Here is a 13564-nt window from a genome sequence, read left to right as displayed (position 1 = left end):
TTTATGTGATTGTATTGTTCTTTTCATGATTATTATAACACAGTGTCTTTTCATCAAGAAAGGAGACCGTATGTTCTGAATTCGATTAAATAGTAGATACGGTTTCTTTAAATAGCCCATCCATATACTGTTTTAAACTTTGGATATAAAATTCCTGTTTATTTACATTGTTTACTCCGACAATCGGTGATGGAAGAGTATATTTTTTTTCTGATAAATGAACGACAACATCAAAGATATCAAACAGACGAATAAAACAAAACAGACCATCTTTATCACTTAGTAAAATAAAGTAATGGTTTTCACTACTTGTATTTAACGTATTCCATAAAGAACTTTTACTTAAATCACGAACAATACTTTTTTCTTTTAGTTCGACGAAATCCGCATTTGAAAGAATGGTAGAAATATCAATTGCATCTTGATCGTCAAAGTAGCCATCAACTGCTTGGACAGCGAATGCATAAGCCATTTTTAATACACTCATTTTATACTTACGATTATCTAATAGTAATTCACGTTGAATAGAACTTGCTACTTTTGTTACGCGTTCCTCTTTCCAAATTTCATTATGTAAGGAAATGTCATGTTTTTTACATAGTTTCATAATTAATGCATTAGAATAAAGAATTTCATCACTTACTTCGACAACATCAGTCTCAGCAGCTGCAAGTTCCTCACCGTGCTCGTTCGTATAAAGAGGGGAGTCGATTTGTTTTTTCATTTGCTCAATCTTATATTGACTTAATTTATGCCTAATTAAAGGACGGTCAATATTTGTTGTCATTTGTTCATGACAAGTATCACAAATTGAGTTTGTGAAATAATATCCACATAGTATTTCTGGGATGACATATTGTTCACTAAGTTCTTTCGTATCTTTTCTGCAAATGATGCATTGCGTCATAGTTATCACCTTTACCTGCAAATTTGTATATAATCTCATTGTAGTGTATTTATTGGTATTTTGGAATATTGTAAAGGAAAATAATATGTAAAATTCATGCTTATTTTGGTACAATGAAGAGAAGTGCTAGTTTAAAGGAGGACGTTTTTTTGAAATCGAAAGTGCACTTTTGGACATTAGAAGTGCTAATGGTTGTAGGGATTATATTTATTTGCACTAAAATATCGTTTCTATTTCAACCGATTGGTATCTTCGTCTCAACATTATTTTTCCCAATCTTAATTGCGTTATTTTTATACTTCATATTTAACCCTTTGTTAGTCTTTTTGGAGAATAAAAAAGTACCTAGAGGTTTAGCAATTTTACTACTATACCTGTTCATCATTACATTGACTGGAGTTGCTATTGGAGTAGTCGTTCCAACCATTTCGCAACAGTTAATGGATTTAGTAAAAAATATGCCAACTTACATTAAAGAGGGGAAAGTATACATACAAGATTTATCCCATCATAGATTTTTTGAATGGATATCTACACAAAACTATGTTTCCATTGAAACAATTGAAAAGAATGCGATTGAATACTTAAAAGAGATACCAAACACAATTACGTCGAGTGCAACGGCAGTATTTGGTATTATCACGAACGTTGCGTTAGTTATATTTACAGTACCGTTCATATTATTTTATATGTTTAAAGATGGACATGCCTTTCCAGGAAAAGCGGTTAGCGTATTACCAGAGTCTTACCGTGAAGAGGGTCTTCGCATTATTAAGGAGACGAATGAAACATTATCTGCATATATTCAAGGGCAAGCACTCGTTTGTCTATTTATAGGTGCTTTTACTTTCATCGGTTATGTAATTATTGATTTACCGTACGCTTTCGTTTTAGGAATTATTGCAGCATTTACAAATATCATTCCTAACTTAGGTCCATTTATAGGTGCGGCACCAGCTGTTATTGTAGGGCTGTTCGTATCTCCAATGCAAGCATTGTACGTAATTATCATCGTAACAATTGTACAACAGTTTGAAAGTAACATCATTTCACCGCGTATTATGAGCTCGAAATTAAACATCCACCCGTTAACAATTATTATCTTAATTTTAGGGGTAGGTAACTTCGCGGGAATTATTGGAATGATTTTGGCAGTGCCAGTGTATGCAGTAACGAAAACAGTTGTTTCGAACTTAGTAAGATTGTTTAAGACGAAACGAAGTAAAAAGAAATAACATTTGTTGAGAAAGATACACCGCTTTTTAAGTGGTGTATCTTTGTTTTTGAATCGATATTAAAAAGTGTATTAATACAATGTTATTATATATTTTATACATATCAAATTTAACAGTAAACTTGTGTGATATAACCTCTACAAAAACTATGTGGAATCCCTCTGAATTATCCAAATCATTTCTTTACACCGTGCTATCAACATCATAATCGACTCCTTTCATTTTTTTATATTTAAACGATTATAGGTGAGTGTAGTATTTGCTTCTACGATCACGAATTTCATCAATAATTTGTTTATATTGTTGCTCTTGCTTTAACTCATTTTGAGATATCGTTTCTTTTTGAATGGTAATGGTTAAAAAGAAAAGGTGAAACTTCATATGTGAATTCCTCCTTTCAAATCGGAATTACAAATGACTACAGTAATGACTTTGTCTTTCTTTTACATGATCCATAGCCTGATTAATTTGTCGCTCATGTAGCATTTCAGTCTCAGAAACTTTATTTTTTTGAATGGTAATGGTTAAAAAGAATACTTTAAATTTCATTGGATTTTTGCTCCTTTAGGATTTATTTAGAAAAGACGGTTGTAAAAAGAGGATTGTAGCTCTTTTACTTCGTCCATAGTATTTTGAACGTGTTGATCATGTGAAATTTCATTCTGTGAAAGTTTACGTTTTTGAATAGTAATGGTTAAAAAGAATGCTTTGAATTTCATTAGAGTTTTGCTCCTTTATAGTTATTTAGAAAAGACGGTTGTAAAAAGAGGATTGTAGCTCTTTTACTTCGTCCATAGTATTTTGAACATGTTGATCGTGTAAAGCTTCATTCTGTGAAAGTTTACGTTTTTGAATAGTAATGGTTAAAAAGAATGCTTTGAATTTCATTAAGATATTGCCCCTTTAAAATATATTTTTAACACATTTGTGTATAGTACGTACTTCTAATGTCAGTTAATTTATCAGTTGTTTGTTTTAATTGTTGTTTACGAATAATTTCATCTTCAGATAATGTTTTTTTCTGAAGTGCAGTCGTAAAAAAGAAAATATGAAAAGTCATAGACGAATTCCTCCTTTCGAAAAGGAATTACAGGTGATCACAATACAGCACTTGGCGCTCCTTAACATCATTCATAGCTTTTTCAATCTGCTCATTATGAAAAATTTCAGCTTTGGAAATTGTATTTCTTTGAATCGTAATACTTAAAAACAATACGCTAATAGTCATCGAATGTTGCTCCTTTCTTTGAAAAATGATGTAAGAGACTAAAAAAATCGCACAAAAAAGCCACAGGAAGATACAGTTCTCCTACGGCTGGGCGTGAAAAAGCCACAGGAAAGTATACGACCTCCTGTGGCGAATTTATGAATTAAAAGAATTAGGGTGCGATTTTCAATTCTCCATTAGGGTGGTCGAATTCATATTTAATTGTCTGAAAAACACAGGTGCAGTTAACGCTAAAGTAAATGCATGTAATTGTAATTTCATCATTTTATTCGACCTCCTTTTAGAATATTTTTCTTACGTTAGTAAGTATATACAATTAATGGATAATTGTAAACATAAAAAACGAAAATTTTTAATTTTGATTAAATTGCGTATATTTAAAAGGGATTTGAAAGTAAATATTGTAATTAACGAAATATCGATAAAAATGGGGGATGCTAAATGAAATATATGCATCGTAATGTACTCGTTATGCTAACAATTTTTTTATTTTTATATGTAAGTGAAAAAATTCGTTGAAGTGCAAGCTACCATCCAATATGATAAATATAAAAAATTGAGGAGAGTGGGGGATATAAACATGCGAACGATTTTACTTTTTCTAAATAACATGTCTACTGATGAGATTGAAAGTATTCGAAAAATACACGATCCTTTATTTAGTTTAATTCCTCCGCACATAACAATTGTATTTCCTTTTGAAATCAATATTTCAAATGATGAGTTGAAATCACATATTTTGGATTTGTCAAAAGGGATAGGGACAATTGAAATTAAGTTTGCAAGTCGTATAACTAGTGTAGGAGACTATTTGTTTTTGAAAGTTGAAAAAGGGAAAGAACAGATCGAAAAGTTACATGATAAATTGTATACAGGACCTTTACTACAATTTTTAAAAAGAGATATTCGGTACATACCGCATGTAACAGTCGGCAGAAAAGAGAGTCCTCAGTTAGCCGCTGAAATAGCAAAGGCTGTTTCTAGTTTTCATGAGAAGTTAACTTGTGTAATTAATAGAATTAGTGTAGAACGTATTGGAGAGAACGGAGAGTCAATTATTGAATTTGAAGTACCATTGCAAAAAAGCTGACTTTTGTCAGCTTTTTTATTTTGAAGCATGAAGCAAAGCACCAATCGCACCGCTATACCCATCATCTTGTAGGAAGACGGGTATTTTGTTTTGATATTCTGTGTAACTACTAATAATATTTTGAAGGTGTACGTTATGACATAAAGTCGAACCAATGTAGAGAATATGATCAATGTTCTTCGCTTCGGCGAATTGAAGGCTTAATGCAGTAACAACTTCACCTACAAGTCCTTGAATCGTAGCAAGTATATCTGAGCTATTAAACTGTGATTCTGTAATGGCTACTTTTCCAAAATTGCTAGCAGTTAAGCTATTATCAATAGGAGAGAGAATACCACCATAAATATCTCCGACCGTAATGTCTAAATCTTTTCTAGAACCTGCTTTGGTTAGAGGGATTACATCTTCAAACTGATCTATATTTGTTAATAGTTTTGAAAGCCCCATAATTGTACCGCCACCAACTCCAGTTCCACCGGCACGAATATATTGGTCATTATAAACGTAATGGATGGAAGTACCTGTACCGATATTGGTTAAAATAAAGTTGTTTATAGAATGTTTTTCTTCTTTTAATATGTATCGGACACCTGCAAGAGTAGCTTCAAATTCGTTTAGCTCAACTATTTTATATGAATCTGAAAGAAGTTGTTGTAATAGTTTCGCTTTGCCACCTGTAATACATATTTGTTTTATTCCATTGTTATTTTTAATCCAATCTAAAATTTTATTTTGTTCATGGGAATAAAATTTTTCAAAAGCTAATGCCTTTTTTTCGTTAAAATAAGCTATTTTCGTCAATGTGCCTCCAGCATCGATACCGATAGTACGTTCCATTGTTCTACTCCTAACTATGTAATATGTTTATCCTGTTAATTTGGATCAGACCGGTTGGTTGGGGATAGGATACCTCGACTGATTAAAAAGTCACTTAATCTGCTTGATATATTAATAGCTTTTCTATAGTTACAATTGACTGACCGTTAACGCTTGCAGTTCCTTTACCAAGAACAAAACCCCGACGGTTGCGTGTTAGCTCATAATGTAATTCAAGTTTATCACCAGGATATGCTTTGTCATGAAATTCAACTCCATCTAATGAGGAGAGAAAGCCTAATCCTTCAGAGTCACTTTTATTTACAAATGCACTGAGCTGAGCAAGTGCTTCGACAATTAACATATGAGGCATATGTTTTTGAGAATCATTTATAAACCATTCGTTATTTGTAATGAGTTTGTACCCTGTAACGGATTCATTTTGTTTTATATTTGTTACTTGATCAATCATTAAAAATGGATAACGGTGAGGAAGTGTATCTTTAATATGCATATGAAAGTACCTCCAATAAATAATACCCCTGCTAAAGTTAAGCAGGGGAGTGATAACTAATTTTTAACTAATTCATTCGCTTTTTCAAGAGAGAAAATACCACTGTTTTTAATGTTTTCAACTGCTTCTTGTAATACTACTTTATCTTGAACAAGTGCAATACGTACAAAACCTTCACCGTGAGGACCGAATGCATGACCTGGTGTGACTACAACATTTGCACGATCCATAAGTGCATAAGCGAAGTCTATAGAAGTCCATCCTTTCGGAATTTCAGCCCATATGAACATACTTCCAGCTGGTTTATCGACATTCCAACCAAATGTTCGGAATCCATCGACTAAAGTATCTCTACGTTCTTGGTAAATGCTTCGGTTTTTCTCGCAAAACTCTGCGCCATTTCTTAGTGCGGCAGATGCTGCTTTTTGAATTGGTAAAAATACACCGTAGTCTGTATTAGACTTAAATTGCGTAAGCGCGCCGACAATTTCTTCGTTACCAATCATATACCCAATACGGCTACCTGCTAAACTATAACTTTTTGATAAAGAGTTTATTTCTACACCAACTTCTTTTGCACCAGGTACAGATAAGAAGCTAATCGGCTTTTGGCCATCAAAATAAAATTCAGCATAAGCAAAATCATGGACAACGATGATATTATGTTTTTTCGCGAATGTGATTACTTCTTTAAAGAAATCTTCATGAGCCATTGCTGGAACTGGATTCCCTGGGAAGTTCAAAATCATCATTTTCGCTTTCTCAGCAATTTCTTCAGGAATATCTTGTAGGTTAGGTAAGAAATCATTTTCTTTCTTTAATGGCATATAGTAAGATGTTGCGCCAGCCATCTGAATACCTGTGTCATAAGCTGTATATCCTGGATCAGGAACTAATATTATATCTCCAGGATTTGCATAAACCATAGGTAAATGAACGAGTCCGTCTTGTGAACCCATTAATAATAAAACTTCTTTATCAGCATTTAATATAACGTTATGAGTGTTATTATAATATTCAGTTACAGCTTCGTGAAATTCTTGTATACCTGCTAATGTGTATCCATAGCTTTCTTTTGCACTCGCCGTATGTACCATTTCTTCTCTTACGAACTCAGCAGGAGGCATATCAGGATTCCCGATACTTAAATCGATCATTTTATGACCTGCTGCAATTTTCTCTTTTTTATAGGCCCCTAATTCACTAAAAATAGAAGATTGGAATGCTTTCATTCTAGTTGCTAACGTGTAAGTCATCAAAACCCCTCCTAAAAACTGTGTTTTCTTTCTGCGTTTTTAATTATTCTGAAAACACATAATTATATTTTATCATTTTTTTAAGAAAATTAAAACGATTGACAAATTTAGAGGGAGGATTAGAATATTATATATTTCTTCTAAAACAGTTAAGATGTTTTATAGTTTTTGTTTATAATATCTCGGATATTTTGTATTAAAAAGAATACGAATACCAAACCTAGTATGCCGCTAAGCCAATAGTATGAATGCCCTGTAGTGAATTTTTCATAGAATGAAATAGCATTCCATAGAATAAGGATTACGGAACAAACTGTTGATATAATTAAAGAACTTAGGCTCCTCAAAAAAACACCTCACAATAAAAATTATTAATTAATTTCATATTATAATTAAGGAATTTAAAAGAGAACATATTTTTAAAGAAAGCATCTAAAGTACAAAACCGCAAAAATATATTTTGCGGTTTTGTAAAATACCTATAGTTAATCACTTGTTTTTTTATATGTACACATTTTTTCAGCATTAATAAAGTATACATTTAATTTATTATCGACAACTTTTAAAGATTGATCCGATGTGAAAGAGTTACCATAATCAATGTGGTATACGCTAGAGTTATTTATAAATGATCCCTTATACAAATCTTCTTTTTTATTTGTCGTTTGCATTTCTACTAAATTTTGTACAATTTCTACTTTTTTTTCCTCTTTCACAATTGTTTCAAATTTATAATATACAGGGCATTCTCCATTTTTATTGTCAACGACTTCCCAAGAACCGTATATATCATTATTGCTGCACCCACTAAGAAGAACGGCGAGTATAGGAGATATTAATAGAAACTTTTTCATTTTGTGCTCCTTTCGTATGTAATGCGTATAAAACGTACGATATGAATATTGTAAAAAATAAAGTTTAAATTTTTATAAAGAATTACTTAACTTCGCATAAACATTGGGAAAAGCGGTGAGAAAAATAAAAGGCATGAATCTAGCGTGATACTAGAATTCATGCCTAGCAGTATACTATTTGTTATGATTTTTTGAGGATTAATGTAGAGGATAAAAGAATGACTATTCCATTTAAAATATATATACCAGCAATAATAAAGGCTAACGTACCTGCACCAAACCCACCTTTATCAAATATGGAAGCGAATGCTGCAGTAGTTAAAAATACAACAGGGGTTAATAGTAAAAATATGAAACCCGTTACAATTCTTCTTTTAAAGTTATGTTGAGATAGGGAAATGGCTAAAAAATTAATGATACCAAACATAATAACTTCAAAAAGAAAGATAATAAATAACTGCATGCCATCAGACATTTCCGCAACTCCTTTATATATATTTCATGCTATATACTTTATTCGAAAGTAGAATGAGTTACTCCTTTAAATATTTTCAATAAACGTAATTTGTATATAACAAAGGGCATGGATCAGTATAAATTTGAATCCATGCCCGAGATGTTTATGTTATAAATTCGCAGATTGCGACGGTTGTTTTTCATATTGTTTCTGTTTTGATAAGGAAATAAAAATAATTAACAAGGAAATGACTCCGAAGATAAGAACCATGTATTGTAATCCAATCGTATCTAAGAAGAAACCTGTGCCGAGTAAAACGATTTGGAACATGACTCTCTCAAACATATTACGGAATGAGAAGAGACGTCCGTGATAACTTTTTTCCACTTTCGTTTGGAAGATTGTTGACATTATTGGGAAGAAGCAGCCTACACTAAATCCAAATAAACCAAATGATACAAGAGCCATCCATTTTACATCGCTAAAGAATAACGAAAGGTGTGCAAATGCAGTACAAAATGCGAAGAAATATAGTGATTTTTCAGGTTTGAAATGATCAGATAAACGTTTAATAACGAAAGCACCTAGCATAAATGCGACACCTTCAATTGTATATATAAATCCTTTAATCGTTGGATCATGTTGCATTTCGCTAATATTAATAACCATTAAATTAAATCCAGCTATAAATAATAGAGGGATAATACTTAATATAAGTGCTGTAAACGCGATAGGAATTCCTTTTAAAATACGAAATACTTCCATAAAGCTATTATCTTTTGCAGTTTGTTTACTTGGTGTTGTTGATTTCTTGTCTTCGAATTGTAGGAAGAAAGTTGAGAGGAATAATAAAGCGTATGCTGCCATTGAGAAGGCATACATATACTGTAAACTCATTACAACTAAAAGAATTCCACCTAGTGAAGTACCTGCAATACGAGCGATTGTACCAACATTCATATGTACACCATTCAACTGTAATAGCTCATGTTCACGAACGATGAGTGGAATTACAGATTGTAATGCAGGGAAATAAAATGCTGCTGAAATTTGCAGTGCTATCATAAATGCAATCATAAAGGCGATGCTTTCATATTGAATAGCGAAAAACATGAAAATAACACTAAGGAAACGGCCAAATCCAGCATAAAGTAGAATTTTCTTTTTTTCGTATTGATCAATGACTCGGCCAGCCATAGGACCAACTAGTACACCAGCTAATAATCCGATAAATAATATAACGGATTTCATGAAATCCGAAGGGACATATTTCTGCATAAATTCAAGGTTTCCAAGAATACCAAGCCATAGCCCTAGACCAGCAATAAACTCCCCAATTAAAACAATCCAAACGTTTTTATTACGCCACATAAAATAAAACCTCTCAGTCTTTTAAATTGAAAACCTCGTATATAAAACCTCCTTATTTATGTATTATTTTTTACGAACTTTTTTAGAGTCAGAGTCTATATTACGTGTTTCATTAGTAGATTTCAATCATTTTGATTTTCCAAAAATTTGATTTGTTAATAGATGAAATAAGCACATCAAAATATGAAAAACTAATTGAAAGTAGGGATAAATATAGAAAAAATAAAAAAGCAAGAACGTATTACTACGTCTCGCTTTTCTTAAGAAAAAATTAAACATTAGATTCACTAGCAACATTTACGCTCTTGTCCAATAGCTAAACCGCTAAAAGATAGTGGACCAACAACATCTGCACTTGCACCATTAGTAAGGTTTTCTACAGTTAATGAATATTCGTGAGTTCCACAGATAACATTTTGATCTATAGCTTGAAATGTTTGAGCATAGAATTGTTCAGAATCTGTAGATTCAATACCTACTTGTGCATTGAAAATTTCAGTGTTATCACGGAAAATTCGGAATAGAACTTGTGAAATACCAGTTATGCCTTTTACACCAACTGTAGCAATTAACTCTACGCGATTATTACGTGAATCTCTTCTTGAAATTTTTAATTTAATATTAGCTAGAATTGCTTTGTTTGGGGAATGGGGAATTGCAAAAGTTGTTTCATTCGTTTTACTTATAGGTTGAGTAGCTTGGTAATCAATGATATGAGTCATGTTCGTCACCTCCTCATATACTAAAATATGAAGGTGACGATGAATTAGCTTGGACAAATACTAGAATATTTTAAGAAAATAATCGAGAATGATTGTTAAAAAAAGAAAAAGGTATAAAAGCATCAAGAATGTATCATGGTTATACGAAATACTTCTTGATGCTTTTAATACTCTAGGCAGAAAATTCTTCTTTACGTACTTCGAAGAATTCATTTTGGCGTAAGTAATTATACGTTTTTTCCGAAACTTCTTCCTCTTGAGATACTAAAAAACGACGATCAAAAGCATAGAATGATTGACCTTTAATTAACTTTACGTAGTATATTTTAAATGCCTCCTCTAACAGGATTATTGCTTACTACATATTATGATGGCCTATATGCCTGTTAATAATACTTGGAGTTTTAAAGGGGATAAGTGAAAAATATGAAAGAGCTTACAAATCTGTAAGGTTTATGTCACCTTTTCCGATAGTCTACATTAACCAATGTCTTCTATACTACAAATAGGTTCCATAAAACAAGGGGGTAGAAAGATGGATGAAGTAATTGGAGAAGTTGTAGCAGGGATTTGTGAATTTGTAGTTGAAGTAACGGCGGATGCTATTGGTAACTTGGTTTCTGGAAATGAAAAAGAGGAAAAAGGAACTTTATAAAAAGATTTAAATTAAAAAAGTTGATTTTAACATACATAGATAAACTGTGGGATACGTTCTCGCAGTTTTTTTCTCTTATGCCGAGGATTATATGTCATATGTCTAAAAGAGGATTTGAAAATATGAACGAGAACTTATTAATTAGCTGAATCGTATATGTAAATAATAATAGAAAGAAGATGATAAAATGAGTAAAGAAGAGCTTGTGAAGAAACAGTTTGGTAGTAATGCAGAAAAGTATGTGAAAAGTAAAATACATGCACAAGGACCAGATTTACAATATGTAGTTCAACAAGTTGCGTCTCGCCATAATAATCGTCTTCTTGATATTGCTACTGGTGGTGGACATGTTGCAAATGTATTAGCACCATTGTTTAAAGAAGTAATTGCATTAGACTTAACAGAGAAAATGTTAGAGAATGCTAAGAAATTTATTATAAGTAATGGACATGAAAATGTATCTTTTGTCGCTGGAAACGCTGAAAAGTTGCCATTTGCTGATAAAGCATTTGATACGATAACATGCCGGATTGCAGCACATCATTTTACGAATCCTGCGCGATTTATTTATGAAGTAAATCGCACGTTAGAAGATAGTGGATTATTTATTTTAATAGATAATGTTTCAGCAGAAAATAATGAATATGATACATTTTATAATTTTATAGAAAAAAAGCGTGATCCGAGTCATGAAAGAGCTTTGAAAAAAACAGAATGGATTGCCTTATTGGAAAAAAATGATTTGCAAGTGCAGTCATGTTTTACATTTGATAAGAAATTTGATTTTGACTGGTGGTGCGATATGATGGACGTACCAGTGCAAAAGCGTGAAAAATTAACAGAATGTATGGTGAAAACATCAAACGAAATGAAAGAATACTTTCATATTCAATTTAAAAATCATAAAGTAGATTCGTTCTATACTGAAATGGCAATGTTTATATGTAAAAAAAGTACAACGTTAAAAAGATAAAGTGAGACTTTAATTCAGTGGGGGCTGTCTATCCCTCATTGATTATTAGCCCACACCAATCGGGCTTTTACGGGATAAATATGTTGCAGTCTTTCCGAAGTACGATATACTTAGTACAGAGAAAATGAGAATCGAGGAATAGTTATAATGATTCGTGTACGTATTGAAGGAACTGAGGAAGAAATGCTTGAATTTATGGAAAAAATGCCGGACATTCCTGGTTTTGAAAAAACACATATGAGAGAACCGAGAAAAGGAAATAATCCGAAATATGATTCAAGTAAAAATGTATTAGCCTATTTATCTTATAAAAAGATTGAAGTCGCCAATAAATAGGCGACTTTTTTTGTTTTGTGCGGTTTCACCACCTTGTCTTTTTCGCATAATAATGATAGTAGATTACGCTGAAGAGAGGTGAAGAAAGTTAATAAGAAAATCATCTTTTTCGGAGATTTCGGTATTGATGACGCCGTAGCGTTAATTTATGCGAATAAAACATGTAAATTAGATATTTTAGGTATTGTTGCAGAGTATGGGAATGTATCACGGGAAATTGTTACGGAGAATGTTTATTTTTTAGAAAGATACTATGCTACAGAAGTGAAAATTATTGAAGGTGCTAGTAGGCCTATGACAGCTGAAGAACCTTTATTTTTCCCTGAAATTCATGGTGATCACGGTTTAGGTCCAATTATTCCGCCCGAAATGAGGAATTGTAAAAGGGAAAATTTTTGTGAGTTGATTAAATTAATTGAGCCGTGTCCAGAAGAGATTATTATTGTGGCAACAGGACGTTTGACAACACTTGCAACGCTATTTATATTGTATCCAAATGTAATGAATCGTATTTCTTCATATTATATAATGGGAGGTGCGTTCCTATTCCCTGGTAATGTTACACCAGTGTCTGAAGCAAATTTTTACGGCGCCCCGATTGCAGCAAATATTGTTATGAAATACGTGCAAAACGCTACTATATATCCGTTAAATGTAACGCAAGCAGCACTTATTACGCCTGAAATGGTTGATATTATTGATAAACAAGGAACCGGACAGGCGAAACTGATTAAACCAATGATTGATTTTTATTATGAGAATTTTTATAAAAAAGAATACCCGGGTATTGGTGGTAGTCCGATTCATGATTTACTTCCGTTCATTTCGTTTATAAATGATGATATTTTTGAATATAAAAAATCAGCAGTTTGGATTAGTACGACGAATGATGTAACGAGAGGACAAAGTGTTGCGGATTTTAGAAAAATAGCCGAGATGACGACTTTTGATAATCGACCTGTACAAAGAATTGCGGTTGGTTTTAATTATCCAGCTTTTAAAGAAGAGTTTATGAGGACGATATTAAAACCGGATTGTCCTTGAATTTTGTAAATACAATCTGATGGATTTGTAAAGAGCGAATAACTTATGAGAAATGAAACATAACTAATGGTAAGCAATTGTTTCTGATTATAATTTTTTGTTTCTA

The 13564-nt window shown here is 32.2% G+C and carries 20 protein-coding genes; 5 read left to right on the top strand and 15 right to left on the bottom strand.

Annotated features, from left to right (window positions below):
* Window positions 1-85: 85 nt before the first annotated feature.
* Window positions 86-907, bottom strand: coding sequence for an HNH endonuclease (locus COI75_RS25430; protein ID WP_000189716.1), 822 nt, complete (start codon window positions 905-907; stop codon window positions 86-88).
* Between the two features lie 149 nt (window positions 908-1056).
* Here COI75_RS25430 and COI75_RS25425 point away from each other — a divergent pair, with 149 nt between their 5' ends.
* Window positions 1057-2142 carry an AI-2E family transporter gene (locus COI75_RS25425; protein WP_000837899.1) on the top strand — a complete coding sequence of 362 codons (1086 nt, stop codon included), beginning with the start codon at window positions 1057-1059 and terminating at the stop codon, window positions 2140-2142.
* A gap of 240 nt (window positions 2143-2382) precedes the next feature.
* On the opposite strand, the gene COI75_RS25420 is transcribed toward COI75_RS25425, so the two are convergent.
* From COI75_RS25420 to COI75_RS25395, 6 genes are read right to left on the bottom strand one after another with little or no spacing between them, the layout of a single operon-like run.
* Window positions 2383-2523: a YrzI family small protein gene (locus COI75_RS25420; protein WP_000668496.1), complete on the bottom strand. Its 141-nt coding sequence runs from the start codon at window positions 2521-2523 to the stop codon at window positions 2383-2385.
* Between the two features lie 27 nt (window positions 2524-2550).
* Window positions 2551-2691, bottom strand: a complete 141-nt coding sequence (locus tag COI75_RS25415; RefSeq protein ID WP_000669809.1) for a YrzI family small protein — start codon at window positions 2689-2691, stop codon at window positions 2551-2553.
* 26 nt (window positions 2692-2717) lie between these two features.
* On the bottom strand, window positions 2718-2861 hold the full coding sequence (locus COI75_RS25410; RefSeq protein ID WP_000668978.1) for a YrzI family small protein: 144 nt from the start codon (window positions 2859-2861) through the stop codon (window positions 2718-2720).
* 25 nt (window positions 2862-2886) lie between these two features.
* The gene (locus tag COI75_RS25405) at window positions 2887-3030 is read right to left on the bottom strand and encodes a YrzI family small protein (RefSeq protein WP_000668970.1); all 144 of its coding nucleotides are present in this window, start codon (window positions 3028-3030) and stop codon (window positions 2887-2889) included.
* A 28-nt stretch (window positions 3031-3058) separates the two neighbouring features.
* Window positions 3059-3202, bottom strand: a complete 144-nt coding sequence (locus COI75_RS25400) for a YrzI family small protein (protein WP_000142705.1) — start codon at window positions 3200-3202, stop codon at window positions 3059-3061.
* A gap of 27 nt (window positions 3203-3229) precedes the next feature.
* Complete coding sequence (locus COI75_RS25395) at window positions 3230-3370, bottom strand: YrzI family small protein (RefSeq protein WP_000156185.1); 141 nt, start codon at window positions 3368-3370, stop codon at window positions 3230-3232.
* A gap of 580 nt (window positions 3371-3950) precedes the next feature.
* Between COI75_RS25395 and COI75_RS25385 the strand changes: the two genes are divergently transcribed.
* A complete protein-coding gene (locus COI75_RS25385) occupies window positions 3951-4460 on the top strand; it encodes a 2'-5' RNA ligase family protein (RefSeq protein WP_001259214.1) in 510 nt (169 codons plus the stop codon).
* 15 nt (window positions 4461-4475) lie between these two features.
* Here the strand turns inward: COI75_RS25385 and coaW are convergent, their stop codons facing one another.
* The 8 genes from coaW to COI75_RS25340 all read right to left on the bottom strand — a co-directional run bounded on the left by coaW (window position 4476) and on the right by COI75_RS25340 (window position 10775).
* A complete protein-coding gene (gene coaW / locus COI75_RS25380; RefSeq protein WP_000442488.1) occupies window positions 4476-5297 on the bottom strand; it encodes a type II pantothenate kinase in 822 nt (273 codons plus the stop codon).
* A 94-nt stretch (window positions 5298-5391) separates the two neighbouring features.
* The gene (locus COI75_RS25375; RefSeq protein ID WP_000547671.1) at window positions 5392-5790 is read right to left on the bottom strand and encodes a 3-hydroxyacyl-ACP dehydratase FabZ family protein; all 399 of its coding nucleotides are present in this window, start codon (window positions 5788-5790) and stop codon (window positions 5392-5394) included.
* A gap of 56 nt (window positions 5791-5846) precedes the next feature.
* Window positions 5847-7046 (bottom strand): LL-diaminopimelate aminotransferase, encoded by a 1200-nt coding sequence (locus COI75_RS25370; protein ID WP_000222689.1) that lies wholly within the window; start codon window positions 7044-7046, stop codon window positions 5847-5849.
* 485 nt (window positions 7047-7531) lie between these two features.
* The gene (locus COI75_RS25360; protein WP_000714136.1) at window positions 7532-7900 is read right to left on the bottom strand and encodes a hypothetical protein; all 369 of its coding nucleotides are present in this window, start codon (window positions 7898-7900) and stop codon (window positions 7532-7534) included.
* Between the two features lie 181 nt (window positions 7901-8081).
* Entirely contained in the window at window positions 8082-8375 is a 294-nt protein-coding gene (locus COI75_RS25355; RefSeq protein ID WP_001279508.1) for a hypothetical protein, read from the bottom strand.
* A 150-nt stretch (window positions 8376-8525) separates the two neighbouring features.
* The gene (locus COI75_RS25350; protein WP_098448673.1) at window positions 8526-9728 is read right to left on the bottom strand and encodes an MFS transporter; all 1203 of its coding nucleotides are present in this window, start codon (window positions 9726-9728) and stop codon (window positions 8526-8528) included.
* A gap of 287 nt (window positions 9729-10015) precedes the next feature.
* Window positions 10016-10450, bottom strand: a complete 435-nt coding sequence (exsC, locus tag COI75_RS25345; protein ID WP_000148812.1) for an exosporium protein ExsC — start codon at window positions 10448-10450, stop codon at window positions 10016-10018.
* 172 nt (window positions 10451-10622) lie between these two features.
* Complete coding sequence (locus COI75_RS25340; protein WP_080020352.1) at window positions 10623-10775, bottom strand: YqbF domain-containing protein; 153 nt, start codon at window positions 10773-10775, stop codon at window positions 10623-10625.
* Window positions 10776-11292: 517 nt separating this feature from the next.
* Between COI75_RS25340 and COI75_RS25330 the strand changes: the two genes are divergently transcribed.
* From COI75_RS25330 to COI75_RS25320, 3 genes are all read left to right on the top strand, one after another.
* Window positions 11293-12078, top strand: coding sequence for a class I SAM-dependent methyltransferase (locus COI75_RS25330; protein ID WP_000031319.1), 786 nt, complete (start codon window positions 11293-11295; stop codon window positions 12076-12078).
* A 147-nt stretch (window positions 12079-12225) separates the two neighbouring features.
* A complete protein-coding gene (locus COI75_RS25325; protein ID WP_000621879.1) occupies window positions 12226-12414 on the top strand; it encodes a DUF3970 family protein in 189 nt (62 codons plus the stop codon).
* Between the two features lie 78 nt (window positions 12415-12492).
* Window positions 12493-13458, top strand: coding sequence for a nucleoside hydrolase (locus COI75_RS25320; protein ID WP_098448671.1), 966 nt, complete (start codon window positions 12493-12495; stop codon window positions 13456-13458).
* The last annotated feature ends 106 nt before the right edge of the window (window positions 13459-13564 follow it).

This window comes from Bacillus cereus (genome assembly GCF_002564555.1).
Classification (GTDB): domain Bacteria; phylum Bacillota; class Bacilli; order Bacillales; family Bacillaceae_G; genus Bacillus_A; species Bacillus_A cereus_K.
Note: the sequence above shows the minus strand (reverse complement) of the source record. Positions and strands in the feature narration are given on the sequence as shown.

Bases quoted from the DNA above. Each gene is read 5' to 3' on its own strand.
- COI75_RS25430 (WP_000189716.1), bottom strand. From the start codon at position 907: ATGACGCAATGCATCATTTGCAGAAAAGATACGAAAGAACTTAGTGAA.
- COI75_RS25420 (WP_000668496.1), bottom strand. From the start codon at position 2,523: ATGAAGTTTCACCTTTTCTTTTTAACCATTACCATTCAAAAAGAAACG.
- COI75_RS25415 (WP_000669809.1), bottom strand. From the start codon at position 2,691: ATGAAATTTAAAGTATTCTTTTTAACCATTACCATTCAAAAAAATAAA.
- COI75_RS25410 (WP_000668978.1), bottom strand. From the start codon at position 2,861: ATGAAATTCAAAGCATTCTTTTTAACCATTACTATTCAAAAACGTAAA.
- COI75_RS25405 (WP_000668970.1), bottom strand. From the start codon at position 3,030: ATGAAATTCAAAGCATTCTTTTTAACCATTACTATTCAAAAACGTAAA.
- COI75_RS25400 (WP_000142705.1), bottom strand. From the start codon at position 3,202: ATGACTTTTCATATTTTCTTTTTTACGACTGCACTTCAGAAAAAAACA.
- COI75_RS25395 (WP_000156185.1), bottom strand. From the start codon at position 3,370: ATGACTATTAGCGTATTGTTTTTAAGTATTACGATTCAAAGAAATACA.
- COI75_RS25385 (WP_001259214.1), top strand. From the start codon at position 3,951: ATGCGAACGATTTTACTTTTTCTAAATAACATGTCTACTGATGAGATT.
- coaW (WP_000442488.1), bottom strand. From the start codon at position 5,297: ATGGAACGTACTATCGGTATCGATGCTGGAGGCACATTGACGAAAATA.
- COI75_RS25375 (WP_000547671.1), bottom strand. From the start codon at position 5,790: ATGCATATTAAAGATACACTTCCTCACCGTTATCCATTTTTAATGATT.
- COI75_RS25370 (WP_000222689.1), bottom strand. From the start codon at position 7,046: ATGACTTACACGTTAGCAACTAGAATGAAAGCATTCCAATCTTCTATT.
- COI75_RS25360 (WP_000714136.1), bottom strand. From the start codon at position 7,900: ATGAAAAAGTTTCTATTAATATCTCCTATACTCGCCGTTCTTCTTAGT.
- COI75_RS25355 (WP_001279508.1), bottom strand. From the start codon at position 8,375: ATGTCTGATGGCATGCAGTTATTTATTATCTTTCTTTTTGAAGTTATT.
- COI75_RS25350 (WP_098448673.1), bottom strand. From the start codon at position 9,728: ATGTGGCGTAATAAAAACGTTTGGATTGTTTTAATTGGGGAGTTTATT.
- exsC (WP_000148812.1), bottom strand. From the start codon at position 10,450: ATGACTCATATCATTGATTACCAAGCTACTCAACCTATAAGTAAAACG.
- COI75_RS25330 (WP_000031319.1), top strand. From the start codon at position 11,293: ATGAGTAAAGAAGAGCTTGTGAAGAAACAGTTTGGTAGTAATGCAGAA.
- COI75_RS25325 (WP_000621879.1), top strand. From the start codon at position 12,226: ATGATTCGTGTACGTATTGAAGGAACTGAGGAAGAAATGCTTGAATTT.